This is a genomic window from Streptomyces sp. NPDC102259 (genome assembly GCF_044766465.1).
GTDB lineage: Bacteria > Actinomycetota > Actinomycetes > Streptomycetales > Streptomycetaceae > Streptomyces.
Genome location: NZ_JBIWMA010000012.1, coordinates 210,540 through 236,457, shown reverse-complemented (window position 1 = coordinate 236,457; position 25,918 = coordinate 210,540). Strand labels below are relative to the sequence as shown.

Here is a 25,918-nt window from a genome sequence, read left to right as displayed (position 1 = left end):
CTATACCCCGAGCATCCCGGTCCACAGTTCCGGGAAGTCCGGCAAGGTCTTGGCCGTCGTCGCCACGTTCTCGATCTGCACGCCCTCCACCGCCAGGCCGATGATCGCGCCGGCCGTCGCCATGCGGTGGTCGTCGTAGGTGTGGAAGATCCCGCCGTGCAGCCGGCGCGGGCGGATGTGCAGACCGTCGGCGGTCTCCGTCACATCGCCGCCGAGCTCGTTGATCTCCTTCGTCAGCGCGGCCAGCCGGTCCGTCTCGTGCAGGCGCAGATGGGCCACGCCCCGCAGGGTGGACGGGGAGTCCGCGAGGGCGGCGACGGCCGCGATGCCCGGGGTCAGCTCGCCGACGTCACCGAGATCGACGTCGATGCCGTGGATCGAGCCGGAGCCGGTGAAGACCAGGCCGTAGTCGGCCAGTTCGCAGGAGCCGCCCATCTCGGTGAAGATCTCGCGCAGCCGGTCACCCGGCTGGGTGGTGCGGGCCGGCCAGTCCGGGATCAGCACCCGGCCGCCCGTCACCAGCGCCGCCGCCAGGAACGGCTGGGCGTTGGACAGGTCGGGCTCGATCGTCAGGTCCCGGCCCAGCAGGGCCCCCGGGGTGACCCGCCAGACGTTCGGCTCGCCGCCCGACTCCGGGGTGTCCACCTGCGCGCCGACCGCGCGCAGCATGTCGACCGTCATCCGGATGTGCGGTACGGAGGGCAGCGTGGAGCCGGTGTGGCGGACCTCCACGCCCTGGTTGAAGCGGGGGCCGGAGAGGAGCAGGGCCGACACGAACTGGGACGAGGACGAGGCGTCGATCTCCACCGTCCCGCCGTCCAGCGCACCCCCGCCGTGCACGGTCAGCGGCAGCGCGCCGCGGCCGTCGTCGTCGATCCGGGCGCCGAGGACACGCAGCGCGTCGACGACGCCGTTCAGGGGACGCTCGTACGCGCGCGGGTCGCCGTCGAAGCGGACGGGGCCGTCGGCGAGGGCGGCGACCGGCGGCAGGAAGCGCATCACCGTGCCCGCGTTGCCGACGTCGACCGTGGCCGGTCCGCGCAGCCCCGCGGGGAGGATCCGCCAGGCCTCGCCGGTGCCGTCGGGGCTCCCGGCGCCGGAGGAGCTCGACGACACGGTCTCCTCGATGCCGACGCCCATCTCGCGCAGGGCGGCCGCCATCAGCAGCGTGTCGCGGGAGCGCAGCGGGCGGCGCAGCCAGCCGGGCTCGGAGGCGAGGGAGGCGAGGACGAGGGCACGGTTGGTGACGGACTTCGACCCCGGGACGTGGACCGTCGCGGCGACGGCCTCGCCGGCGTGCGGGGCGGGCCAGAGGGCGGTGTGGGCGGGGTTCGGAGCCATGGGCCCCACTTTAGTGGTCGGCCGTCCTTCGGGTGCCGCGCCGTCGGGGCCGGCGGCGCCCCGCGACGAAGCCGTGGACGTCACCTCCGGCACCCCTGCGACGCGCCGCTTCGGGACTGCGTCACAGCCCCAGCAGCCACCTGCCCCCGCCCAGCAGGGCGCACAGGCTCACCGCGTGGAACAGGAACAGCCACAGGCCCGCCGGTACATGGGTCAGACGGGACAGCTGGTCCGCGTCCGAGTCGCCCGCGCCCGCGCGCGAGCGCTTCGCCTGGAGCTCGAAGGCGGGCCGTACGCCGCCCAGCAGGAGGAACCACACCACCGCGTACGCGAAGGCCGCCTGTACCTGCGGCCCCGCCAGCCAGGACACCAGCAGGAAGGTGCCGCCGGTGAGGACCACCGTGAGGACGCCGTACGCGTTGCGGATCATCACCAGCATCACGACCAGCAGCGCCGTCGCCACCCACAGCAGCAGGGTGATGCGGCCGGCGCCGAGGAGGGAGGCCCCGCCCAGGCCGAGCAGTGGGGGAGCGGTGTAGCCGGCCGCCGCGGTGAGGATCATGCCGAGGCCGTGCGGCTTGCCCCGGCTGAGGGTCAGGCCACTGGTGTCGGAGTGCAGCCGGATCCCGGTCAGCTGGCGGCCGGTCAGCAGCGCGACCAGGCCGTGACCACCCTCGTGGGCGATGGTGATCGCGTTGCGGGATATCCGCCACAGGGTGTGCGGCACGACGACCGCGAGGGCGGCGACCGCGGTGGCCACCACCACCCACAGGTCGGGGTCGGGCTGGGTGCCGACGAGACGGTCCCACAGGTCGGGCAGCGCGAGGGCGGCGGTGCTCTCCATGTTTTCTGGTGGCTCCCTTTCGGCTCAAGGAGTCTGGCAGTGTGGCACGTATGTGCGGACGGTATGCAGCGAGTCGCAGGCCCGAGGATCTCGCAGGAATCTTTGAAGTCGACAAGTGGGAGCCCGAGGAGGCCCTGGAGCCCGACTACAACGTGGCGCCGACCAAGGAGGTCTACGCCGTCCTCGACCGTCCGGTGAAGGACGCCGACGACAAGCGCCCGGTTCGGCAGCTGCGGAAACTGAAGTGGGGACTGGTCCCCTCCTGGGCGAAGACCCCCGAGGGCGGCGCGCGGATGATCAACGCGCGTGCCGAGACCGTCCACGAGAAGCCCTCCTTCCGCCGCGCCTTCACCAGCCGGCGCTGCGTCCTGCCCGCCGACGGCTACTACGAGTGGGTCACCGGCGTCCAGGAACGGGACCTGGAGGTCGAGGGGAAGAAGAAGCGGCCGCGCAAGCAGCCCTACTTCGTGCTCCCGGCCGACGGCACGGTCTTCGCGATGGCCGGGCTGTACGAGTTCTGGCGGGACCGGACCCTGCCCGACGACCATCCGCAGGCCTGGTGGGTGACGTGCTCGGTGATCACGACCGAGGCGGAGACCTCCCCGCTCGCCGTGGCCCCCGCCGACGGCCCGCACGCCCTCGCCGACATCCACCCCCGGATGCCGTTGATGCTCACCCCGGACCGCTGGGACGCCTGGCTGGACCCGGCGCGGACGGACGTCGACGACCTCCGCTCCCTCCTCGAACCCCCACCGGCCGGACTGATGCGCGCCTACCCGGTGTCCACGGCCGTCAGCAGCGTCCGCAACAACGGCCCGGAGCTGCTGAAGGAGCTGGAGGGGCCCGAGGAGGGCACACTCTTCTGACGTGAGCAGCGAAACAGTGGTGAGCACCGAAACGGTGGAGACCGACGCGGGTACCGCCCGCGTCACCTGGCACCACGCCGAGAAGCCGCGGCTGGTCCTCGCCGTCAGCCATGGCGCCGGGGGCGGTGTCGAGGCCCGGGACCTTCGGGCGCTCGCCGCCGTGCTGCCCGGACACGGGGTGAGCGTCGCCCTCGTGGAGCAGCCCTGGCGGGTGGCGGGCAAGAAGGTCGCGCCCGCGCCGAAGACCCTCGACGTCGGCTGGCGCGGGATCTGGCCGGCCGTCGTCGCGCCCGGGCTGCCGGTGATCTCGGGCGGCCGGTCGGCGGGCGCGCGGGTGGCCTGCCGCACGGCCACCGAGCTCGGTGCGCACGCCGTGCTCGCGCTGAGCTTCCCGCTCCACCCGCCGGGCAGACCGGAGAAGTCCCGCGCCGACGAGCTGCTCGGGGCGGGGGTGCCCACCCTCGTCGTCCAGGGCGGCAACGACCCCTTCGGCAGACCGGACGAGTTCCCCGCGGGCGGGTACGCCCTCGTGGAGGTGCCGTACGGCGACCACGGGTTCGCCGTGCCCAAGCGGGCCGGGGTCACCCAGGAGGAGACGCTGGAGGTCGTCACCGCGGCAGTCGTCGGGTGGGTCGCTTCACTCGGGTGAGGTGACGGGTGGGGAATGCGGAGGAGCCGGGCGCTGTTGAGGCGGACAGAAGTGCTGAACAACCGGCACCGAAGTCAGTGGGAGAGGAAGTCCGCCGCATGGGTTCGACCATCTGCCCGAGTCGCAGCAGCCGCGCCGATCTGGACTGGACGGTACTGCACGCGGCCAGGACCGCTCCTATTGGAGCGGCGGCAGGCGCGGGTAGTCGTCTATCCTCCGATTCGAGTGGGATCGCTTTCGGTCCTACCCGCGATCTTGAGGAGGTGGGTCCGGTCACCGGTACCGACGCAGGGACCGACAACGGCCAGGCGGAGCTGCCCGAGGGCCAGGGCGTGAGCCAGGAGACGGGCGCGGAGTCCACCGCCGAGCGCAGCGCGCGCTTCGAGCGGGACGCGCTCGAGTTCCTCGACCAGATGTACTCGGCCGCGCTGCGCATGACGCGTAACCCGGCCGACGCCGAGGACCTGGTGCAGGAGACGTACGCGAAGGCGTACGCGTCCTTCCACCAGTTCCGCGAGGGCACCAACCTCAAGGCCTGGCTGTACCGGATCCTGACCAACACCTTCATCAACTCGTACCGCAAGAAGCAGCGTGAACCCCAGCGCAGCGCGGCCGAGGAGATCGAGGACTGGCAGCTGGCGCGTGCCGAGTCGCACATGTCCACCGGTCTGCGCTCCGCGGAGTCGCAGGCGCTGGACCACCTGCCCGACTCGGACGTGAAGGCGGCGCTCCAGGCCATCCCCGAGGAGTTCCGGATCGCCGTGTATCTCGCGGACGTAGAGGGCTTTGCGTACAAGGAGATCGCGGACATCATGGGGACACCCATCGGTACGGTGATGTCCCGGCTGCACCGGGGCCGCCGTCAACTGCGCGGCATGCTCGAGGACTACGCCCGTGAGCGAGGGCTGGTCCCGGCCGGTGCCGGAGAGTCGAACGAAGCGAAAGGTTCGGGCTCATGAGCTGCGGAGATCCGCACGAGACGGACTGCGGTGAGGTCCTCGACCACCTGTACGAGTACCTCGACAGCGAGATGCCTCCGCTGGACCGGGACAAGTTCCAGCACCATTTCGAGGAGTGCTCCCCCTGCCTGGAGAAGTACGGGCTGGAGGAGGCCGTGAAGAAGCTGGTCAAGCGGTGCTGCGGGAGTGACGACGTGCCGACCGACCTGCGCGCCAAGGTCATGGGCCGGATCGATCTGATCCGCTCCGGCCAGGCCGTCCCCGAGCATGACGTGACGGCGACGGTCCAGGAGAGCTGACCCCCTTCTCTGGAGGCCCGCTCCGAAGGGGGCCAGGCGGCCCGCTCCGAAGGCGGCCAGGCGGCCCGTTTTCGGGAAGCCGTTTCCAGAAGCGTTGCCGTCACTCGAATGTGCTAATCAGCGGGTGATACGCCCGCGGACCCGCCCCCGGCCGTCCTAGGCTCCTGAGCCCGGACAGGTACGGCTGGGGGAGGCGTCATGGAGGGGACCGCGGCGCGGGCGCGCGTCTACGCCGCCTGTGTCGCCCTCGGCGCCCTGCTGTGCACGCTCCCCTCGCTACCCGGCGCGCGTACCCCCTGGTGGGCCGTCGCCCTGCTCGCCGCCCTGTACGCCGGCGGCGAGCGGATCGCCCGGCGCAGGTTCGCCGGCACCCTCCACCCCGTGCTGCTGGCCGGGGCGTTCCTGCTCACGCAGGCCGCGGCCGCTCTCGTCCCGCTGCCCGGGGCGCTGTTCTCGCACGTCGAGCGGCGCCCCTTGCTGCTGCGCCGGGTCTGGCGGGCCGCCCACTCCTCGCTCGCCGTGTGGGCCGCCGCCCGCGTGCACGCCGCGCTCGGCGGGCGGGACGCCGTGGCCGGCTCCGACGTGCCGTGCGCGCTGCTGCCGGCGGGCGCGGCCGTGCTGGTGTTCTGCGCCGCGCTCGCCCTGCTGGACGGCGGGATGCTGGCGCTCGCCGAAGGGCTGCCGCTGCGGCGGGTGTGCCGGGGGCTGTTCCTGCGCTCCCTGGCGCCGCTGGCCGTGCACGGGCTCGGCGGGCTGATGATGGCCGTGCTGTGGCAGAGCCCGTACGGGCCGGTGGCCGCCTTGCTCGTGCTGTTCCCGATGGCCGTGTCGTGGTGGGTGTTCGCGCAGTACCACCGCGAGCGCGCCGCCCACCAGGCGACCATCCGCGCCCTGGTGCAGGCCGTCGACATCAAGGACGGCTACACACGCGGACACAGCGAACGCGTCGGCCAGGCCTCGGTGCTGATCGGGCGCGAACTGGGGATGGACGAGAGCCGGATCGACATGCTCCGCTTCGCCGGGATCCTGCACGACGTCGGCAAACTCGGCGTCCCCACCCGGCTGTTGCGCAAGGACGGGCCGCTGACACCGCAGGAGCGGCGCGTGATCGAGCTGCACCCCGAGTACGGGCACGAGATCACCCGCGGGATCTCCTTCCTCGGCGAGGCCCGCTCGGCGATCCTCCACCACCACGAACGCATCGACGGCAAGGGCTATCCGTACGGGCTGGTGGGCAGCCAGATCCCGGAGCCGGCCCGGGTGGTCGCCGTCGCGGACGCCTTCGACGCCATGACGTCCACCAGGTCCTACAGCAGGGCCCGGCCGGTGCACGTCGCCCTGGAGGAGCTGCGGCGGTGTGCGGGCGCCCAGTTCGACCCCCGGATGGTCGCGGCGCTGGCGCACGTCATCGCCCGGGACGGCTGGCATCCGGTCGTGACCGCCGAGGAGGACCGGCCGGCCGTGCCCGCGCAGGCCCCCGACGACCGGTCCGGGGTGCGGCGATGACCGTCCGCCGCTCGCACGTCGCCCTTCACTTCGCGGCCGCGCTCCTCGTCGCCGTCTCCCTCTTCGTCACGTTCATGATGGGCGTCGAGGACCGGCCCGTGGCGCTCGCCTTCGGGGTCCTCGTCGCCGTCGGGGAGCTGACCCGCCCCCAGAGCGGACCCCCGCTGCGTGAGGCCGCGCCGCTCGGCGCCGCCGGGTCGCTGTCCTACGCCCTGGTCGGAGAGCACGCCGGGCACTCCACGCACCACGGGGTCACCCAGGTCGTGGCGGTCGTGGTCGCCGCCTCCCTGCTCGGCAGCGTGCCGCAGCTGGCCCGCGGGCAGGCCGTCCTCGACCACCTGGTCCGGCGGGTGCTGGCCGTCGGGTTCGCCGCCGTCTGCTTCCAGCCCCTCCACAACCGCGGAGTGTTCGACGGCTGGAGCGGCCCCGCCTACGCGCTGCTGCTGCTCGCGCTGCTCGTCCTGACCGTCCTGTGCGACGCCGTGGTCGCCGCCGCGCTCGCCCACTCCCGTACCGGCTGGCCGTTCACCCCGCTGCTGCGGGACGAGCTGCGGGCGGTGCCCGGAATCGGCTCGGCCGTCTGCGCGACGGGAGCGGTGATGGCGCTCGCGGTGGCTGTCGTCGGGCTGTGGGCGCTGCCGGTGTTCTCGGTGCCGCTGCTGCTCACCCAGCTGTCCCTGCGCCGGTACGCGGCGGTGCGGGCCACCTACCGGCAGACCATCGCCTCGCTGGCCCGCGCCACCGAGATCGCCGGGTACACGCCGGCCGGGCACGCCCGCCGGGTCGCGGCCCTCAGCCAGGCCGTGGGCCGGGACCTGGGGCTCCCGGAGCCCGAGCTGACCGTCCTGGAGTACGCGGCCCTCATGCACGACATCGGCCAGCTCAGCCTCGTCGACCCGGTCCCGGCCGGGGCCACCGCCGAGCTGCCGGCGGCGCAGCAGCGGCGGATCGCGCTGCTCGGCGGGGCCGTCGTCCGCCAGACGGGAGCGGGCGCCCAGGTCGCGACGGTCGTCGAGCGGCAGGCCGACCCCTACCCGGAGCAGCCGGTGGCCGCGCGCATAGTCCGGGTCGTGAACGCATACGAGGAGAAGGTGCAGGGAAGCGGTCCCGGTGGGCCCCTCACCGCCCTGGAGGAGCTCCGGCTCGGCACCGGCGGGGAGTACGCGCCCGAGGTGGTGGAGGCGCTGGCCAGGGTCCTTTGGAACATGGGGGTGGCACGCAGTGCTTCGGGCAGGGTGGTGGGCGACGGCTGGGCTGTCTGACCTTGGCGGTGGGTGGGTAACCCATGGGTAATGAGCGGCCCTCCGGCCACACGTGGTTGGATGCGAGGGAGAGAGTGTCCGGGGGCACTGGCCAGCCCACAGAACGGAACTGGCAGGCGGGAATCGTGAGGATCTTCGGCAAGGGACGGCACCGGCCCTCCGCCTCCTGGCGGCAGGCCACCGACCGCGCGTTCACGCTGATCGGCGACGGGCGGTACGAGGACGCGGGCGCGCTGCTGACACGTGCCGCAGACCTGGAACCCTGGCTGTCCGAGTCCTGGTTCAACCTCGCCCTGCTGCACAAGTTCCGGCACGACTGGGAGCAGGCCCGCACGGCGGGTCTGCGCGCCGTCGCCCTCCTCGACCGCGAGGCCGGGGCCCCCGACTGGTGGAACGTCGGCATCGCCGCCACCGCCCTCCAGGACTGGCCGCTGGCCCGGCGGGCCTGGCAGGCGTACGGGCTGCGGGTGCCCGGCAACGCCATAGGCGCGGGCGAGCCGGTCGGCATGGAGCTGGGCAGCGCGGCCGTACGGCTGTCGCCCGAGGGCGAGGCCGAGGTGGTGTGGGGGCGGCGGCTGGACCCCGCCCGGATGGAGGTGCTGTCCATCCCGCTGCCCTCGTCCGGGCGGCGCTGGGGCGAGGTCGTACTGCACGACGGGGTGCCGCACGGGGAGCGGACCACCGCCACGGGCCACTCCTACCCGGTCTTCGACGAGATCGAGCTGTGGGCGCCGTCGCCCGTGCCGACCTGGGTCGTCCTGCTGGAGGCGGCCACCGAGTCCGACCGGGACGCGCTGGAGCAGCTGGCGGCCGACGCCGGCTTCGCGGCGGAGGACTGGTCGTCGTCGGTGCGGCTGCTCTGCCGGATGTGCTCGGAGTCGCGGATGCCGTCCGACGAGGGTGACGGCGAGCATCTGGACCCGCACGACCACAGCGAGCCGGGGCATCCGGGTCCGCTCGGGCACCGGACGGACGGGCAGCTGTGGGTGCCGGAGCGGGAGTGCGGCGTGGCCGCCCCCGCGTCTCTCGTCCGGGGGCTGCTGGACGGGTGGGTCGCGGACAGCCCGGACTCTCGTGACTGGCGGGACCTGGAAGAGGTCTGTTAGTCCTGCCAGGTCGGTCTGTCAGGTGGGTCCGCCTCTGTCAGGCCCGTCCGGTCTGTCAGGTCTGTCAGGTCCGCCAGGTCTCTCGAGTTCGTGGGTCGCCGGGGTGCCGTCGTGGCTGGTCGCGCAGTTCCCCGCGCCCCTTGCGCGCCCCCAGGGGGCGCGACCCCCGTACCCTGTATCAGCAACTTCACCCCCTGTTCCACTGAGGAAGGCATCGTCGGTCATGGCCCAGCAGGACACCGATCAGCAGCACGCGGGCGTGCTCCCCGTGGACGACGAGGGCTTCGTCATCGACACCGAGGAGGCGGAGGCGCGCGAGCTGGCATGGCGTGAGGCCGGCACCTCGCGGCCGATCACCGTCGTCGGGAACCCGGTGCTGCACAAGGAGTGCAAGGACGTCACCGAGTTCGGCGAGGAGCTGCGGCAGCTGGTCGCGGACATGTTCGCCTCGCAGCACATCGCCGAGGGAGTGGGCCTGGCCGCCAACCAGATCGGCGTCGACCGGAAGGTCTTCGTCTACGACTGCCCCGACGACGACGGCGTCCGGCACACCGGCGTCGTCTGCAACCCCAAGCTCGTCGAACTGCCCGCCGACCGGCGCCGGCTGGACGACAGCAACGAGGGCTGTCTGTCGGTGCCCACCGCCTACGCGCCGCTGGCCCGTCCCGACTACGCCGAGGTGACCGGTCAGGACGAGCAGGGCAACCCGATCAAGGTACGCGGCACCGGATACTTCGCTCGGTGTTTGCAGCACGAGACCGACCACCTCTACGGCTACCTCTACATCGACCGTCTGTCCAAGCGCGAACGCAAGGACGCCCTGCGGCAGATGGCCGAGAACGAGCCCCGTTACCCCGTGGTCGCCAACGACTGAGCCCATCCGCACCACCACGACGCCCGGCCGGGATCCCTCCGGCCGGGCGTCGTTCGTGTGTCCGACGGACGTTCGATCGCTTACGCACATCTACTGCACATCTGCTGATCCATAACCAGTCACGCAGGGGCGGATTCTCGGCATGTTGGGGTGGTGAATGAAGCAAATCCGTTCCCAGAACGGTCAGTTGTAGGGCTGAATAGGAAGTGCGGGGATACGCAACGGCGCACGCCCGGCACGGGGCGAGGGGTGTGTGCCCACTGGCGGCTGAGAGGGGTTGTCCGTGCCAGCTTTCCCATACAGCACCACATACAGCACCACAGCGACGGTGGCCGCGCCCGCGGTCCCTCCCTCGCTCTCACTTCCAGTCATCGAGGCGGCGTTTCCCCGGCATCTGCATCCGTATTGGCCCCAGTTGCAGGAGAAGACGCGCTCCTGGCTGCTGGAAATGCGGTTGATGTCGGCGGACAAGGTCGCAGAATATGCCGACGGACTTTGCTACACCGACCTGATGGCGGGCTTCTACCTCGGTGCGCCCGACGAGGTCATGCAGGCCATCGCCGACTACAGCACATGGTTCTTCGTCTGGGACGACCGGCACGACCGTGACGTCGTGCACGGCCGGACGTCCTCCTGGCGGCGGCTCAGGTTCCGCTTGCACGCGGCCCTGGACTCCCCGGCGGAGCATCTGCGCCACCCGGATCCGCTGGTCGCCGGGCTCGCGGACAGCGTGAGCCGGCTGCACTCCTTCCTTCCCGGCACCTGGAACGCCCGGTTCACGCGGCACTTCCACGCCGTGATCGACGCGTACGACCGGGAATTCCACAACCGAATCGAAGGGCGCATTCCCGGAGTCGATGAATACCTGGCGCTGCGTCGGCTCACCTTCGCCCACTGGATCTGGACCGACCTGCTGGAGCCGAGTGCGGGACAAGAACTCCCGGACTCGGTGAGGAAGCACCCCGCATTTCGCCGCGCGGCGTTGCTGAGTCAGGAATTCGCCGCCTGGTACAACGATCTCTGCTCGCTTCCCAAGGAAATAGCGGGCGATGAGGTGCACAATCTGGGAATCAGTCTCATAACCCATGAAGGACTGACTCTCGAAGAGGCGGTGAAGGAAGTCAGGCGACGCGTCGAGGAATGCATCTCCGAGTTCCTCGTCGTCGAGAAGGACGTCCTACGGCTTGCCGACAGGCTCGCCGACGGGACGGTCCGCGGAAATCAACTCGGCGCCGCCGTGCGGTCCTGCCTCAGCAATATGCGGAACTGGTTCAGTTCCGTCTACTGGTTCCACCACGAGTCCGGCCGATACATGGTCGACAGCTGGGACGACCGGTCCACGCCCCCGTACGTCAACAACGAAGCGGCAGGTGAGAAATGACCGTCGAGTCGGTGAAACCCGCGACCCCCGCGGCGCCCGAACTGCGTGAGCCACCGTTGGCCGGTGGCAGGGTTCCGCTCCTCGGACACGGCTGGAAGCTGGCCCGTGACCCGCTGGCCTTCCTGGCCCAGCTCCGCGACCACGGCGACATCGTCCGCCTCAGGCTCGGCCCCAAGACGGTGTACGCCGTCACCGCGCCGGAGCTCACCGGCGCCCTGGCGCTCAGCCCGGACTACATCATCTCGGGGCCCCTGTGGGAGTCCCTGGAGAGCCTGCTCGGCAAGGAGGGCGTGGCCACGGCCAACGGCCCGCTGCACCGCCGCCAGCGGCGCACGATCCAGCCCGCGTTCCGGCTCGACGCCATCCCCGGCTACGGGCCGATCATGGAGGAGGAGGCGTACGCGCTCGTCGAGCGCTGGCGGAAGGGCGAGGTCCTCGACGTCACCGCGGAGTCCTTCCGGGTGTCCGTGCGCATCTCCGCGCGCTGTCTGATGCGCGGCAGCTATATGGACGCCCGGTCCGAGCGCATCACCTCCGCGCTCGCCACCCTGTTCGCCGGTATGTACCAGCGCATGGTGGTGCCCCTCGGGCCGCTTTATCGGGTACCGATTCCGGCCAACCGCGAATTCAACCGCGCGCTGGCCGACCTGCATCGGCTGGTGGACGAGATCATCGCCGACCGCCGCGCATCCGGTCAAAAGCCGGACGATTTGCTGACGGCTTTGCTGGAGGCGAAGGACGAGAATGGCGACCCGATCGGGGAACAGGAGATCCACGACCAGGTCATCGCGATACTCACACCGGGCAGCGAAACAGCAGGCTCCGTAGTCATGTCGCTGCTCCACGTGCTCACCGAGCACCCCGACCAGGTGGACAAGATCCGCGAAGAGGTGAAAAGCGTCGTAGGAGACCGCCCGGTCGCATTCGGCGACGTCCGAAAGCTCCAGCACACCGCCAATGTCATCGTCGAGACCATGCGGCTGTATCCCGCCGTATGGATATTGACCCGGCGTGCGGTGACCGAGACCGAGCTCGGCGGCTACCGCATTCCCGCGGGCGCCGACATCGTCTACAGCCCGTACGCCGTACAGCGCGATCCGCGGTCGTACGAGCGGCACACGGAGTTCGACCCCGACCGCTGGCTGCCCGGCCGTTCCCCGGAGGTGCCGAAGTACGCCATGACACCGTTCGGCGTCGGCAACCGGAAGTGCCCGAGCGACCACTTCTCGATGGCCGAGCTGACGCTGATCGCCGCGGTGGTGGCGTCCGCGTTCCGCTTCGAGCCGGTGCCGGGCTCCGACAACCGGACGCACATCGGCATCACGCTACGGCCGCGCAGGCTGCTGCTGCGGGCCGTGCCCGGGTGAGAGCCGCGGCTCAGGCGACGGCCCGAGGGCCGCGGAACGTGCGCCGATAGGCGTTGGGGGAGGTCCCCAGCGCCTGCACGAACTGGTGACGCAGGGCGCCGGCCGTACCGAAGCCGGCGCGCCACGCGATCGCGTCCACCGTCTCGTCCGTCGCCTCCAGCAGGTGCTGGGCCAGCAGCACCCGCTGACGCAGCAGCCACCGGTAGGGAGTGGTGCCCGTCTCCTGCTGGAACCGGCGGGCGAAGGTGCGCGGCGACATGTGGGCGCGTTCCGCGAGCTGCTCCACCGTGACCTCCTCGTCGAGGTGCTGCTCCATCCACGCGAGCACCTCGCCGACGGTGTCGCACCGCGACCGGGGCAGCGGCCGCTCGATGTACTGGGCCTGGCCGCCGTCCCGGTGCGGCGGCACCACCATCCGCCGGGCGATCCGGTTGGCGACCTCGGGTCCCTGCTCCTTGCGGACCAGGTGCAGACAGGCATCGATACCGGCGGCCGTGCCGGCCGAGGTGATCACCGGGTCCTCGTCGACGTACAGCACGTCCGGCTCGACGGCCGTCCGGGGGTAGCGACGGGCCAGCACGTCCGCGTGCCGCCAGTGCGCGGCGCAGCGCCGGCCGTCGAGCAGCCCCGCGGCGCCCAGCACGAAGACCCCGGAGCAGACGCTGAGGACCCGGGCGCCCCGGTCCACGGCCCGGCGCAGCGCGGCGAGCAGCTCGGGCGGATACACGCGGTCGACGTTCGAGTCCGCGGCCGGTACGGCGATCAGGTCGGCCTCCTCCAGCCGGTCGAGGCCGTACGGCGTGGACACGGTGAGCCCGCCGACATGGGTGCGCAGGACCGGACCCTCCGCCGACACCACGGCGAAGTCGTACACCGGCAGCCCTTCGTCGCTGCGGTCGAGGCCGAACACTTCGCAGACGACGCCGAGTTCGAAGGGATGTACGCCGTCGAGGAGGACGGCCGCCACGTTCTTCAGCACGATCGGCCTCGCATTCCGGCCGACGCTCGCTTCTCGTTCTTCGACCGGGGGTCCGGGGGTCGTGCCCCGGGGCAGCACAGCAGCATGCTGCCAGTGTGCACCCGCAGTGGCAGGAATTTGAAGGTGTGCGGCAGTCCTGCCACTCCCGGTCAGGAGTCTCCGGCAGAAGACTGGTGTCCATGAACACGAACCAGATCGAAGGCCTCATCGGAATGCTCATGGTCCTCGGGATCCTCGTCCTCCTGGTCCTCCCGTCCGTGCTCGGCGTCATGCGCGACCGGCGCGCCGACCGGCAGATCAGGGAGGCCCAGGAGGCCCGCGGGGAGAGGGAGACTCAGAAGTCCTCGTCCAGGTCGACGGTGCCCTCCACCGCGACCTGGTACGCCGAGGGACGGCGCTCGAAGAAGTTGGTCAGCTCCTGAACGCCCTGGAGCTCCATGAAGGAGAAGGGGTTCTCCGAGCCGTACACCGGGGCGAACCCGAGCCGCGACAGACGCTGGTCGGCGACGCACTCGAGGTACTGCCGCATCGAGTCGGTGTTCATGCCCGGCAGCCCCTCACCGCACAGGTCGCGCCCGAACTGCAGCTCGGCCTCCACGGCCTCCCGCAGCATGGCCGTCACCTGCTCCTGGAGCTGGTCGTCGAAGAGGTCCGGCTCCTCCTTGCGGACGGTGTCGACCACCTCGAAGGCGAAGCTCATGTGCATCGTCTCGTCACGGAACACCCAGTTGGTGCCCGTGGCGAGACCGTGCAGCAGACCACGGCTGCGGAACCAGTAGACGTACGCGAAGGCGCCGTAGAAGAACAGGCCCTCGATGCACGCGGCGAAGCAGATCAGGTTGAGCAGGAAGCGACGGCGGTCGGCCTTGCTCTCCAGCCGGTCCAGCTTCTCGACCTCGTTGATCCACTTGAAGCAGAACTCGGCCTTCTCGCGGATGGAGGGGATGTTCTCCACGGCGGCGAAGGCGGCGGTGCGGTCCTCCGGGTCGGGGAGGTAGGTGTCCAGGAGCGTCAGATAGAACTGGACGTGCACGGCCTCCTCGAACAGCTGCCGCGACAGATAGAGGCGCGCCTCGGGGGAGTTGATGTGCTTGTAGAGCGTCAGCACGAGGTTGTTCGCCACGATCGAGTCGCCCGTCGCGAAGAACGCGACCAGCCGGCCGATCATGTGCTGCTCGCCCTCGGACAGCTTCGCCAGGTCGGCGACGTCCGAGTGGAGGTCGACCTCCTCGACGGTCCAGGTGTTCTTGATGGCGTCCCGGTAGCGCTCGTAGAAGTCCGGGTAGCGCATCGGGCGAAGGGTCAGCTCGAAGCCCGGGTCGAGCAGGTTCTTGGCGGACACGGTCTTGGCGGAGACCGCCTTGGCTTCGCTGGTCATTACTGGCAGGCCTCGCAGGACTCGGGGTTCTCAAGGGAGCAGGCGACGGCGTCGGGCTCGGCCACCTGCTGGACGGGGACGGGGACGGCGGCCTGTGCCTGGGCCGCGCGGGCGATGCGCGTCGCCGGGCGGGAGCGCAGGTAGTACGTCGTCTTCAGGCCCGACTTCCAGGCGTACGCGTACATCGAGGAGAGCTTGCCGATGGTCGGCGTCTCCAGGAACAGGTTCAGGGACTGGGCCTGGTCGAGGTACGGGGTGCGGGCGGCGGCCATGTCGATCAGGCCGCGCTGCGGGATCTCCCAGGCCGTGCGGTACAGGGCGCGCACGTCGTCCGGGATCCAGGCGAAGTCCTGCACCGAGCCGCTGGAGTCGCGCAGTGCCTCACGGGTGCGGGCGTCCCAGACGCCGAGGTCCTTGAGGTCCTGCACCAGGTAGGAGTTGACCTGGAGGAACTCGCCGGACAGCGTCTCGCGCTTGAACAGGTTGGACACCTGCGGCTCGATGCACTCGTACACGCCCGCGATGGACGCGATGGTGGCGGTGGGCGCGATGGCGAGCAGCAGGGAGTTGCGCATGCCGGTCCGCGCGATCCGCTCGCGCAGCGCCGCCCAGCGCTCGGGCCAGGTGAACTCGACACCGTAGTGGTCCGGGTGCAGCACGCCCCTGGCCGTACGGGTCTTCTCCCAGGCCGGCAGCGGGCCGTTGCGCTCGGCCAGCTCGGCGGAGGCCTCGTAGGCGGCGAGCATGACGCGCTCGGCGATACGGGTGGACAGCGCCTTCGCCTCGGGGGAGTCGAAGGGCAGCCGCAGCTTGAAGAAGACGTCCTGGAGGCCCATCGCGCCCAGGCCGACCGGGCGCCAGCGGGCGTTGGAGCGGCCCGCCTGCTCGGTCGGGTAGAAGTTGATGTCGACGACCCGGTCGAGGAAGGTGACGGCCGTGCGGACGGTCTCGTCCAGCCGCTCCCAGTCGATCGTGCCGGCCGTCGTGTCGACGAACGCGCCGAGGTTCACCGAACCCAGGTTGCAGACCGCCGTCTCGCCGTCGTCCGTGACCTCCAGGATCTCCGTGCAGAGGTTGGAGGAGTGCACGACGTGGCCCGGCTCGGCCGTCTGGTTGGCGGTGCGGTTGGCCGCGTCCTTGAAGGTCATCCAGCCGTTGCCGGTCTGCGCGAGGGTGCGCATCATGCGGCCGTAGAGATCACGGGCGGGGATGGTCTTCTTCGCCAGCCCCTTCGCCTCGGCCGACCGGTAGGCCGCCTCGAACTCCTCGCCCCACAGGTCGACCAGCTCGGGCACGTCGGCGGGGGAGAACAGCGACCACTGCTCGTCGGCGTTGACCCGGCGCATGAACTCGTCCGGGATCCAGTGCGCGAGGTTCAGGTTGTGCGTCCGGCGGGCGTCCTCACCGGTGTTGTCCCGCAGCTCCAGGAACTCCTCGATGTCGGAGTGCCAGGTCTCCAGATAGACCGCCGCCGCGCCCTTGCGCCGGCCGCCCTGGTTCACCGCGGCGACCGAGGCGTCGAGCGTCTTCAGGAACGGCACGATGCCGTTGGAGTGCCCGTTGGTGCCACGGATCAGCGAACCGCGGCTGCGGATGCGGGAGTACGACAGTCCGATGCCGCCCGCGTGCTTCGACAGCCGGGCCACCTGGTGGTAGCGGTCGTAGATGGAGTCCAGCTCGTCCAGCGGGGAGTCGAGGAGGTAGCAGGACGACATCTGGGGGTGCCGCGTACCGGAGTTGAAGAGCGTGGGGGAGGACGGCAGGTAGTCCAGCCGGCTCATCAGCCGGTAGAGCGCGGCCACCTCGTCCAGGGAACGCGACGTGTCGTCCTCGGCGAGACCGGAGGCGACGCGCAGCAGGAAGTGCTGCGGCGTCTCGACGACCTTGCGGGTGATCGGGTGCCGCAGGAGGTAGCGGCTGTGCAGGGTACGGAGCCCGAAGTAGCCGAAGCGGTCGTCGGCCCCCTCGTCGATCAGGGCGTCGAGGCGGACCGCGTGGACGCGCACGAACTCGGCGGTGCGGTCGGCGATCAGGCCCTCGCGGTGACCGACCGCGACCGATCCGGTGAACGACGTGACGCCCTGGGAGGCGGCCTCCGCGGCGATGCTGATCGTCAGCAGCCGGGCGGCCAGCTTCGAGTAGGCGGGGTCCTCGGAGATCAGCCCCGCGGCGCCCTCCGTGGCCAGCTCGCGCAGCTCCGCGGTGATCTCGGAGGCAGCCCGTGCAGACCGGCCGCGCAGGGCGACGGCGGCGACCCGGCCGGGGTCGGCGTCGGGCAGGTCGGCGGTCAGCTCGGTCAGGGTCCGCAGCAACGCGGTACCGGGACCGTCGGTCTCCAGCTCGGTGACGGAAACCGGTTCGGCTGGCGCGATGGTCACGTGGGGCTCTCCCTCGCTCGGCGGTGGGCCTGGCGCAGGGCAGGGGGCGGCACACGAGCGCGCGGGGGCGTCGCGTCCACCGGCCCACTCCACGAGACCCGGACGTCAGGGCACCCGGACCGGACGGCCGGGCGCGCTGTCGACAGGACCTCGGACTGAACAGGCGTGCGCATACGGGTATGGATGCACGCGAGTACACCGTTGCGGGACAGTTCCGGATTCGCACCGGATTCCCCTGCGGCGACAGCGAGCATGAGCATACATCTTGTGCTCACCTGTCACGCCACCCCCAGATGTTGTGTCGGGGTGGTTTCAGAGCGTCAGCTGACAGGCGTTCAGGGTGAGATCGTTCCGGTGTGGCACGGGATGCCGGTCCCGCTCTGGTGTGCGGACGTTCTCCACGGCCGCCCGTGGGGTCCACGGCCCCGAGTGCGCCGGACGCCCGGGTTGCGGAGCGTGCCCGGAGTGATTCCATGGAAGGAGTCGTCGGCGCCGTGCGAATCCCCTGTCCCGCGAGTCCCCCGTCCCGGGAACCGCTCGCGGAACGCGCAAGGAGAACGCCATGACGAGGGTCGTCCGCCATCCGCCCGGCAAGGAGCGACCGCGCGACGCGCCGATGGCCACACTGGCCTTCCGACGGGCGGGACACCGGGTCGGACACGGGTTCGTCGGCCGCTGGCACTCCCTGACGATCCGTCTGGAGGCCCGCCGCGGCGCCACCCGCCCCAAGAAGTGGCGCCGATGGGTGTCCTACGCCAACGTCACCAGGGTCGTCTGGCTCGTCGCCGTGCTGGCGGTGCTCGCCTGGCTCGGGGAGGGCCTGTTCATCCTCGTCACCAACGACACGACCGGCTTCGAACAGTGGCGGCAGGGCAACGAGGGGTTCGAGACCGTCTTCAAGTTCGTCGGTCCGATCCTCGCCGCCTCGATGGCCGCCGCGCTCTTCCTGTTCTGGTGGTACCGCTGGACCAAACGGCGTTATCTCACCAAGGCGCTGCGGGACCCGCGCCGGCTGGTGCCCACCGCCGGATACGACACCGCCGAGATCGTGGGCCGCGAGGACCTCGCCCAGGTCATCGCCGAGCGGCTGCGGGAGCGCGACACCCGGCGGCCGTATCTGCTCGTCGGCGGCGTCGGAGCCGGGAAGACCGCCGTCCTCGTACGGCTCACCGAACTCCTGGCCCGCCAGAACGCCGTACCGGTGCCGGTCAGACTGCGGGACGCGGCGGACGGCGCCGACCTGAACTTCGAACGCCTGGCAAAACAGCGCTTCGCCCAGGAGGCGCCCAAGGGCATTCTGGCGCGCGGCAAGACCGACCGGGTGTGGCAGCAACTCCTCGCCGACGACAAGCCGGTCGTCCTCGCCGACGGCCTGGAGGAGGCCCTTCTCGACGACGGCCGGCAGCAGAATCGGGACAACGTCATCCGCCGGGCCATCGAGCGCGCCCGCGAGGAGAAGCTGCCCCTGGTCATCGCCTCCCGGCCGCACAGCCCGCTGGAGACCACCTCCGCCGCGATCGTGGTGCTGGAACCGCTCAGCGAGGAGGAGGCGCTGCGCTTCGTCGGGGCGGACGTACCGGAGACCGACGAGCGCCGGGTGGACTGGATCGTCGAGACGGCGGAGGTGACGGAGTCGCCGATCTACCTCCAGATCGCCCGTGAACTCCACCGGCGGGGAATCCTGGAGCACGACCGCCCGAACCACGATCCGCGGCACATGAACACCCGCAGCCGCGACCGCGCCACCCTGCGGCTCTGGCTGCTGGAGACCTGGGCCGAGGCGCTGTGCGAGGGGAGGCTGCGCGAGGACGTCGCGCTGGCCCCGCGGGAGCGCCGCGACACGCTCGAAGTGGTCTCGGCCCTGGCCTGTGTCGGACTGCTCCAGGACAAGCTGGAGGTCGGCTTCGCGGAGCTGCTCGACCCGGACGTCCTGCACCCCGGCCCGGCCCGGCGCGCGCGTTCCCGAGCCGAGCACGTGTGGGAGGGCCGCGGCTTCGACCGGTACGGCAAGCGCGACAACACCCCCTCCGACTGGCACCGGCGCCAGATCTGGAACGCGCTGTGCGAGCGGCTCGGCGATGCGGAACGCAGGCGGCTGCGCGAGGGCAACATGGACCAGTGCCAGGCCGTCCTCGCCCGCTTCGCGGCCCACGCGAGCAAGCTCAGACTGGTGGAGGGCTTCGAGCACCGGGTCCGTTTCCCGCACAGCATCGTCCAGGCCTACTTCGGCTGCCGCCTGCTGAACCACCTGGGGGAGCGGGGCGCCGGGGACCTGGTCGAGCAGGCGCTTCAGCCGCCCGGCCCCAGCCGCGAACTGCTCATCGCCCTCGTCCTGCTGTCCCGTGACCGGGCGGCGAACCCTCCGGCCCGGCGGCACGGTGTGCGGGCCGAGCTACGGAGGGAGATCGCGGAACGGATACGGCAGACGCCGCTGCGGGGCCGCCCGCTCGCCCACCGGCTGTGCGCCGCCGCGGGCCGCCGCACCGACGACCCCAAGGCCCTGGACCTCTACGCGGCCGCCCTGGAGATCGAGAGCGCCGAGGACGACCCGGGACAGCTGAGCGAGATCGTCACCGCGGTGCGCGAACACTGGTCCGGCATCAAGGGGGACCGGCGCACCCTGAGGGACGCCAAGCGCAGAGTGCTCAAGCAGCTGGGCGCCGCGCTGCGGAAGGTCTCCGACCGTATCGACACCACCCCGCTGTACTGGGAGCTCTTCCGGCTGGGCATCCAGGAACCCTCCTACTCCATCCGGCTCGTCGTCGCCCAGGAGTTCGGCACCGGCGGCAACGCGGCGTTCGCCGTGATCCGCGAACGGGTCGGCCTGAACAGCGACCCCGTGAACGAGTACAACGACCGGCTGGCCAAGCTGAAGGCCTGGAAGAGGCGGGAGTACGAGGGATGGTCCGCGCGCATGGAGAGGGCGCGGGCGGACCGTACGTCCCCCGGGGGCGCGTCGGCCGAGGACATCGGGCGGCTGCAGGAGGAGCGCAAGGAACTGAACCGGCGCTACGGCGAGCAACGGGTCGATCTCTTCCGGGAGTTCGTGATGCGAGCCTGGATGCTCCCGATGCTCCTGGGCTCCGTCGACGAGGCCCATCGCGACGAGGCCCGGGAACGCCTCACCAAGTGGCTGCGCCACCTCGACCCGGAGTTCACCGGCGGCGCCCCCGACCTGCCGCTCGCCCTGGAGGCCGCGCTGGCCCAGGGCTTCAAGTACGCGGCCAACCGCCGCCAACGACACCCGCACATCTACCTGGGTGGCCGCAGCGACCTGATCCGCCAGGCGGAGACCGTGCTCCAGCAGTCACGCTGCTGGTACGCGCAGCTCAGCCTGCTCCAGGCACTGTGCCTGTGGGAGCTCCCGGACGGTTCCGGCGGCCGACCCGACGGGCACCAGCCGTCCCCGCGGCTCGGCGGGGCCACCGCCGTGGGGACGGTGAGGCGCTGGCTGTCGATGGCGGGCACGGTGAACGCGGCGCCGGGTCACCCGGACCGGCCCGGCGAACCGGCCCGGCGGTGTCTGCATCCGTTCGTCGCCGAGGCCGGCGACCTGGTCGCCCTCGCCCTGGAGACCGGCCAGCCCGAGCGGTTCCTGTGGATCGACGAGAAGGGCGTCGCCGACAACATCGGCGCCCGCGCGGGCAACACCGGCGGATACCGCAAGCACAGCCTGTGGATTCCGCCCTCGGTCGGCTGGAGCACCCTCGATCCGCGCGCCCAACGTCTCGTCGCCGACGTGCTGGTGATGCTGAACCTCATCGAACGGGACGGGCACCCGGACGAGGTCGAGGAACGACTGGCCCGCATGGAGCAGCCCGGAATGTCGCTGCCGCCGTGCATCCGTGAGGACCGGGAGCCGCTGCGGCCCGGACTGCGCATCGGCACGTCCACCCCGCCCGCACCGGGCACGACCTGCCTTCCCGACTGCAAGTTCCAGCTCTGCCCGTACCCTCCCCGGGGCGGTCTGCCCCGGGGAGAGATCCGCGAGCCGTTCTGCCGCCAGCAACAGGCCCTGCTGCCCGGCAGCGTCCGGCGCTGGCTGCCCCGGGGGCTGCGTAGGAAGACCCCGCACTGGGTCGGCATGCCGGTCCGCGAACTGGACCGCTTCTGGGACGCGATGGCCAGACGTACGCGGGACTAGGCGGTGCCCGGTGCCCGGTGCCCGGTGCCCGGTGCCCGACGGCTCCCGCCGGGCGCGCGACGCCTGGCCGATCGTGTGTCCCCGGGACCGTCCTAGTGGCCGGCGCCCGCCGTCGCCGGGGGCAGCTCCACCGCCACGCCCGGGTCGCCCGCGTCCGCCGTGTAGTCCGACGGCTTCGTCTCGTCGATGCCCTCGGGAGCCTTGGCCGCCTTCAGGACGAAGGTCAGCACCACGGTGACGACGACGTTGATCACGAACGCCGTGAGACCGATGTAGCCGATCTCGCCGATGCCCGGGATCTCCTTCGACGAGCCGCCGAAGTGCTTCTGGGTCGGGGAGGCGACGCCGTACGCGGCGACGGTGCCGTAGACCATGCCGACCGCCCAGCCGGCGAGCAGGGCCCAGCGGTGGAACCAGCGGGTGAAGAGGCCGCCGACCAGGGCCGGGAACGTCTGGAGGATCCAGATGCCGCCCAGCAGCTGGAAGTTGATGGCGACCGTTTTGTCCATGGTGAGGACGAAGACCAGGGCGCCCACCTTCACCAGGAGCGAGACCAGCTTGGAGACCTTCGTCTCCTGCGCGGGAGTCGCGTCCGGTTTGATGAAGTCCTTGTAGATGTTGCGGGTGAAGAGGTTCGCGGCCGCGATCGACATGATGGCCGCGGGCACGAGCGCGCCGATGCCGATCGCCGCGAACGCCACACCCGCGAACCAGGACGGGAACATGTCCTCGAACAGCTGCGGGATCGCCAGCTGCCCGTTGGTGACCTTGACCCCGGCCGCGATCGCCATGAAGCCCAGCAGCGCCAGCAGACCCAGCATCAGGGAGTACAGCGGCAGGATCGTGGTGTTGCGGCGGATCACCTCACGGCTGCGCGACGACAGCGTCGCCGTGATCGAGTGGGGGTACATGAACAGCGCCAGCGCCGAACCCAACGCCAGCGTGGCGTAGGTCCACTGGCCGGGTTCCGCCGGCGCCAGCGCGCCGCGCGGCTTGCCCGTCGCCGGGTTGGTCTGGCTGAACGCCTCGCCCGCCTTGGCGAAGATGTCGTCGAACCCGCCCAGCTTGATCGGGATGTAGATGATCGCCACCGCGATGACGATGTAGATCAGCGTGTCCTTCACGAACGCGATCAGCGCGGGGGCCCGCAGACCCGAGGAGTAGGTGTAGGCCGCCAGCACGCCGAACGCGATCAGCAGCGGCAGGTCCTTCACGAACCAGTTGGTGTCCTCGCCGCCGCCGACGCCCATCACGTCGAGCACGGCCTGGATGCCGACCAGTTGGAGCGCGATGTACGGCATCGTCGCCAGGATGCCGGTGACGGCGACCGCCAGCGACAGGCCCTTCGAGCCGAACCGGCCGCGCACGAAGTCCGAGGTCGTCACATAGCCGTGCTTGTGGGACACCGACCACAGACGGGGCAGGAAGGTGAAGATCAGCGGGTAGACGAGGATCGTGTACGGCACCGCGAAGAAGCCGGCCGCGCCCGCCGCGTAGATCGCCGCGGGCACGGCGACGAAGGTGTACGCGGTGTACAGGTCGCCGCCGAGCAGGAACCAGGTGACCCAGGTGCCGAACGACCGGCCGCCCAGGCCCCATTCGTCGAGGCTGTCGTTCTCGGCCTTGCGCCAGCGCGCGGCCAGGAAGCCCATGACCGTGACGGCCAGGAAGAAGAAGATGAAGACGGCGAGCGCGACGCCGTTCACGCCGTCCTTCACTCCGACGCACCACCCTTCGCGGAGGAAGCAGAGGAAGCGGAGGAAGCGGAAGAACCGGTGGCGCGGCCGCGCTGGTCACGCTGCCACAGCTTGTACGCGGTCACGGTGAGCGCGGCGGACAGGGGCACCCACAGCATCTGGTACCAGTAGAAGAAGGGGATCCCGATGAACGCCGGGTCCACCTTCGCGTACGAACCCACCCACAGCATCGCCACGAAGGGCGCGATCAGACAGAGGGCGATGGCGACGCGCACGGGCGTCACCACCGGTTCCCTCGTTTCCTCGTCGGACATCCGCGGCTCCGTCCCCTCACTCTGATCGCCTTGATCACAGATGTAATGCGCAGGCAATGTAAGTGACGGATAAGCCCAGCGGAAGACCCTCCACAGACCCTCTACTCGGCGGGCCGCTTCAGCCGCGCCACGAACTTGTACCGGTCGCCCCGGTACACCGACCGCACCCACTCCACCGGCCGGCCCTCCTGGTCCAGCGAGTGGCGGGAGAGCATCAGCATCGGCAGGCCCACGTCGGTGCCCAGCAGGCCCGCCTCGCGCGGGGTGGCCAGCGAGGTCTCGATGGTCTCCTCGGCCTCGGCGAGCCGGACGTCGTACACCTCGGCGAGGGCGGTGTACAGCGAGGTGTACTTGACCAGTGACCTGCGCAGGGCCGGGAAGCGCTTCGCCGACAGATGGGTCGTCTCGATGGCCATCGGTTCGCCGTTGGCCATGCGCAGGCGCTCGATGCGCAGCACCCGTACGCCGGCCGTTATGTCGAGGAGGCCCGCGAGACGGTCGTCGGCGGTGATGTAGCCGATGTCCAGGAGCTGCGAGGTCGGTTCGAGGCCCTGGGCGCGCATGTCCTCGGTGTACGAGGTGAGTTGGAGCGCCTGGGACACCTTCGGCTTGGCGACGAAGGTGCCCTTGCCCTGGATGCGCTCGAGGCGGCCCTCGACGACGAGTTCCTGGAGGGCCTGGCGGACGGTCGTGCGCGAGGTGTCGAACTCGGCCGCCAGGGTGCGCTCCGGCGGGACCGGGGTGCCCGGAGACTGTGTCTCCGTGATGTCGAGCAGGTGTTTCTTCAGGCGGTAGTACTTGGGCACACGCGCGGTACGGACGGTCGCCCCACCCTCGTTCTCCGCACTGCTGACGTCGGTGCTCATGGCCTGCCTTCCCGGCTACGGGTGCCGAAATGGCCGACACGCCGTCGGCCGCGGGTCACATCGTGGCACGGACGCGGAAATGCTGCCCCACCGTTCCGTGATCCCTCTGTATACCGTCGCCATCTTTGCTGGTCTAGTCCACCAGGGCAAATGGTCTACCGGAGCGGAACCCTCCGTAGCCGAGGTTTTCGACGACTTCTTACTTAAAGGTTCCTGCATATATAGGTCCCATAACGGCTGTTCGGAGGGGGTTCGGCCGCCCTTGACAGGCTTATTGGTCTGAGCCAAGCTCTGCGCACTGGTCTACACCATTGGTCCAGTCGAGGTCCCGGCCCGTGGGCGGGGGGTGTGGCATCCCTGAGGAGGATGGCGTGAAGCGCAAGCTGATAGCCGCGATCGGTATCGCGGGCATGATGGTCTCCATCGCGGCGTGCGGGGACGACGGTGGCAGCGGGGACTCGAAGGGCACCGACGCCAAGGAACTGACGGTCTGGCTCACCGTCGACGCGCAGAACAACTGGCCCGAGCTGGTGAAGGCCGCCGACGCGGCGGTGCAGAAGGCGCACCCCGGCGTCAAGATCAACCACGAGTACTACGGCTGGCCGGACAAGAACGCCAAGCTCGACGCGGTGCTGGCCACCGACAAGGCCCCCGACGTCGTCGAGATGGGCAACACCGAGATGCTCGGCTACATGGTCAAGGGCGCCTTCGCTCCCCTCGACACCGCCAAGTTCGACAACTCCTCCGCCTGGCTCGACGGCCTCAAGGCCTCGGTGACCTACGACGGCAAGACCTACGGCGTCCCGTACTACGCGGGCGGCCGGGTCGCCAACTGGCGCAAGGACCTCTTCGCCTCGGCGGGCGTCAAGACCACGCCGAAGACGTACACCGAGCTGACCGCCGCCCTGGACAAGGTCCAGAAGAAGGAGGGCGACAAGTTCTCCGCCTGGTACCAGCCCACCCGTGACTGGTACGCGGCCATGTCCTTCGTCTACGACGCCGGCGGCTCGATCGCCAAGGAGGACGGCGGCCAGTGGAAGGCCAACCTGTCCTCGCCCGAGTCGATCAAGGGCCTCAACGAGTTCAAGAACGTCCTCGACACGTACATGCACGGCGACAAGACCAAGGACGAGTCCGACCGTTACATCGTCTACGGCCAGGGCAAGTCCGGCATGATCTTCGCCCCCGCCTGGGAGGGCGCGACCGCCGCGGCGAAGGAGAACGACAAGACCGGCAAGCTCGCGAACAACGTCGAGAACTTCGTGATGCCCGGCCCGTCCGGCAAGAACCTCCCCGTCTTCCTGGGCGGCTCCGACCTCGCCGTCCCGGTGAAGTCGGACGCGCAGGCCCTCGCCGCCGAGTGGATCAACGCGTTCACCGGCCCGTCCGGCCAGAAGGGCCTGATCGCCAAGGGCAACCTGCCCAACAACAAGACCGACCTCGCGACCCTCAAGAGCGACCCGGCCACCGCGGTCCCGGCGACCGCCGCCGAGTCCAACTGGTTCGTCCCGATGGCTCCCGGCTGGGGCCAGGTTGAGAAGGCCCAGGTGCTCCAGACCATGCTCCAGAGCATCGGCACCGGCAAGAAGACGGTCGAGGCCGCCGCGAAGGACGCGGACGCCGCGATCGACAAGGTCATCAACACCAAGTGACCTGAGAGCAGGGCCCCGTCGACCCCGGAGGGCTTCAACGGGGCGGGGCCCTGCCT

Annotated in this window: 21 protein-coding genes and 1 riboswitch; of the genes, 13 read left to right on the top strand and 8 right to left on the bottom strand. The window is 70.5% G+C overall.

The window, feature by feature from the left end; translation table 11 throughout:
* A complete protein-coding gene (gene aroA, locus ACIRPU_RS26685; protein ID WP_384118638.1) occupies positions 1–1,341 on the bottom strand; it encodes a 3-phosphoshikimate 1-carboxyvinyltransferase in 1,341 nt (446 codons plus the stop codon).
* 121 nt (positions 1,342–1,462) lie between these two features.
* Positions 1,463–2,185 (bottom strand): M50 family metallopeptidase, encoded by a 723-nt coding sequence (locus ACIRPU_RS26680; protein WP_403871670.1) that lies wholly within the window; start codon positions 2,183–2,185, stop codon positions 1,463–1,465.
* A 50-nt stretch (positions 2,186–2,235) separates the two neighbouring features.
* Between ACIRPU_RS26680 and ACIRPU_RS26675 the strand changes: the two genes are divergently transcribed.
* From ACIRPU_RS26675 to ACIRPU_RS26630, 10 genes are all read left to right on the top strand, one after another.
* Complete coding sequence (locus ACIRPU_RS26675; RefSeq protein WP_403871734.1) at positions 2,236–3,051, top strand: SOS response-associated peptidase; 816 nt, start codon at positions 2,236–2,238, stop codon at positions 3,049–3,051.
* A gap of 1 nt (position 3,052) precedes the next feature.
* On the top strand, positions 3,053–3,700 hold the full coding sequence (locus ACIRPU_RS26670) for an alpha/beta family hydrolase (RefSeq protein ID WP_403871668.1): 648 nt from the start codon (positions 3,053–3,055) through the stop codon (positions 3,698–3,700).
* 98 nt (positions 3,701–3,798) lie between these two features.
* Positions 3,799–4,659 carry a sigma-70 family RNA polymerase sigma factor gene (locus tag ACIRPU_RS26665; protein WP_403871666.1) on the top strand — a complete coding sequence of 287 codons (861 nt, stop codon included), beginning with the start codon at positions 3,799–3,801 and terminating at the stop codon, positions 4,657–4,659.
* On the top strand, positions 4,656–4,958 hold the full coding sequence (gene rsrA, locus ACIRPU_RS26660) for a mycothiol system anti-sigma-R factor (RefSeq protein ID WP_355704008.1): 303 nt from the start codon (positions 4,656–4,658) through the stop codon (positions 4,956–4,958). Before ACIRPU_RS26665 ends, rsrA begins: the two co-directional genes overlap by 4 nt.
* A 198-nt stretch (positions 4,959–5,156) precedes the next feature.
* Positions 5,157–6,464 (top strand): HD-GYP domain-containing protein, encoded by a 1,308-nt coding sequence (locus ACIRPU_RS26655; RefSeq protein WP_403871664.1) that lies wholly within the window; start codon positions 5,157–5,159, stop codon positions 6,462–6,464.
* Complete coding sequence (locus ACIRPU_RS26650) at positions 6,461–7,726, top strand: HD-GYP domain-containing protein (RefSeq protein WP_403871662.1); 1,266 nt, start codon at positions 6,461–6,463, stop codon at positions 7,724–7,726. The genes ACIRPU_RS26655 and ACIRPU_RS26650 overlap by 4 nt, the downstream gene beginning before the upstream one ends.
* Positions 7,727–7,851: 125 nt before the next feature.
* Positions 7,852–8,832: a hypothetical protein gene (locus tag ACIRPU_RS26645; RefSeq protein WP_020130775.1), complete on the top strand. Its 981-nt coding sequence runs from the start codon at positions 7,852–7,854 to the stop codon at positions 8,830–8,832.
* A gap of 223 nt (positions 8,833–9,055) precedes the next feature.
* Positions 9,056–9,706, top strand: a complete 651-nt coding sequence (gene def / locus ACIRPU_RS26640) for a peptide deformylase (RefSeq protein WP_384118647.1) — start codon at positions 9,056–9,058, stop codon at positions 9,704–9,706.
* A gap of 328 nt (positions 9,707–10,034) precedes the next feature.
* Positions 10,035–11,087, top strand: a complete 1,053-nt coding sequence (cyc1, locus tag ACIRPU_RS26635) for an epi-isozizaene synthase (protein WP_403871659.1) — start codon at positions 10,035–10,037, stop codon at positions 11,085–11,087.
* Positions 11,084–12,454: a cytochrome P450 gene (locus ACIRPU_RS26630; RefSeq protein ID WP_403871657.1), complete on the top strand. Its 1,371-nt coding sequence runs from the start codon at positions 11,084–11,086 to the stop codon at positions 12,452–12,454. Before cyc1 ends, ACIRPU_RS26630 begins: the two co-directional genes overlap by 4 nt.
* 10 nt (positions 12,455–12,464) lie before the next feature.
* Here ACIRPU_RS26630 and ACIRPU_RS26625 read toward each other — a convergent pair whose 3' ends face one another.
* Complete coding sequence (locus tag ACIRPU_RS26625) at positions 12,465–13,433, bottom strand: helix-turn-helix domain-containing protein (RefSeq protein WP_403871655.1); 969 nt, start codon at positions 13,431–13,433, stop codon at positions 12,465–12,467.
* A 179-nt stretch (positions 13,434–13,612) separates the two neighbouring features.
* Between ACIRPU_RS26625 and ACIRPU_RS26620 the strand changes: the two genes are divergently transcribed.
* A complete protein-coding gene (locus ACIRPU_RS26620) occupies positions 13,613–13,855 on the top strand; it encodes a hypothetical protein (RefSeq protein WP_403871653.1) in 243 nt (80 codons plus the stop codon).
* Here the strand turns inward: ACIRPU_RS26620 and ACIRPU_RS26615 are convergent.
* Both ACIRPU_RS26615 and ACIRPU_RS26610 read right to left on the bottom strand, forming a co-directional pair.
* Positions 13,768–14,811, bottom strand: coding sequence for a ribonucleotide-diphosphate reductase subunit beta (locus tag ACIRPU_RS26615; RefSeq protein WP_403871651.1), 1,044 nt, complete (start codon positions 14,809–14,811; stop codon positions 13,768–13,770). The genes ACIRPU_RS26620 and ACIRPU_RS26615 overlap by 88 nt on opposite strands.
* The gene (locus tag ACIRPU_RS26610) at positions 14,811–17,189 is read right to left on the bottom strand and encodes a ribonucleoside-diphosphate reductase subunit alpha (RefSeq protein ID WP_403871649.1); all 2,379 of its coding nucleotides are present in this window, start codon (positions 17,187–17,189) and stop codon (positions 14,811–14,813) included. Before ACIRPU_RS26610 ends, ACIRPU_RS26615 begins: the two co-directional genes overlap by 1 nt.
* Before the next feature lie 145 nt (positions 17,190–17,334).
* Positions 17,335–17,424: riboswitch (cobalamin riboswitch) on the bottom strand.
* A 327-nt stretch (positions 17,425–17,751) separates the two neighbouring features.
* Between ACIRPU_RS26610 and ACIRPU_RS26605 the strand changes: the two genes are divergently transcribed.
* Entirely contained in the window at positions 17,752–21,333 is a 3,582-nt protein-coding gene (locus ACIRPU_RS26605) for an ATP-binding protein (RefSeq protein WP_403871647.1), read from the top strand.
* A 92-nt stretch (positions 21,334–21,425) separates the two neighbouring features.
* Here ACIRPU_RS26605 and mctP read toward each other — a convergent pair whose 3' ends face one another.
* From mctP to ACIRPU_RS26590, 3 genes are all read right to left on the bottom strand, one after another.
* The gene (gene mctP, locus ACIRPU_RS26600; RefSeq protein WP_403871645.1) at positions 21,426–23,051 is read right to left on the bottom strand and encodes a monocarboxylate uptake permease MctP; all 1,626 of its coding nucleotides are present in this window, start codon (positions 23,049–23,051) and stop codon (positions 21,426–21,428) included.
* Positions 23,048–23,344, bottom strand: coding sequence for a DUF3311 domain-containing protein (locus ACIRPU_RS26595; protein WP_403871643.1), 297 nt, complete (start codon positions 23,342–23,344; stop codon positions 23,048–23,050). Before ACIRPU_RS26595 ends, mctP begins: the two co-directional genes overlap by 4 nt.
* A gap of 101 nt (positions 23,345–23,445) precedes the next feature.
* Positions 23,446–24,210, bottom strand: a complete 765-nt coding sequence (locus ACIRPU_RS26590; protein WP_384114539.1) for a GntR family transcriptional regulator — start codon at positions 24,208–24,210, stop codon at positions 23,446–23,448.
* Between the two features lie 371 nt (positions 24,211–24,581).
* Between ACIRPU_RS26590 and ACIRPU_RS26585 the strand changes: the two genes are divergently transcribed.
* Positions 24,582–25,862, top strand: a complete 1,281-nt coding sequence (locus ACIRPU_RS26585; RefSeq protein WP_403871641.1) for an extracellular solute-binding protein — start codon at positions 24,582–24,584, stop codon at positions 25,860–25,862.
* The last annotated feature ends 56 nt before the right edge of the window (positions 25,863–25,918 follow it).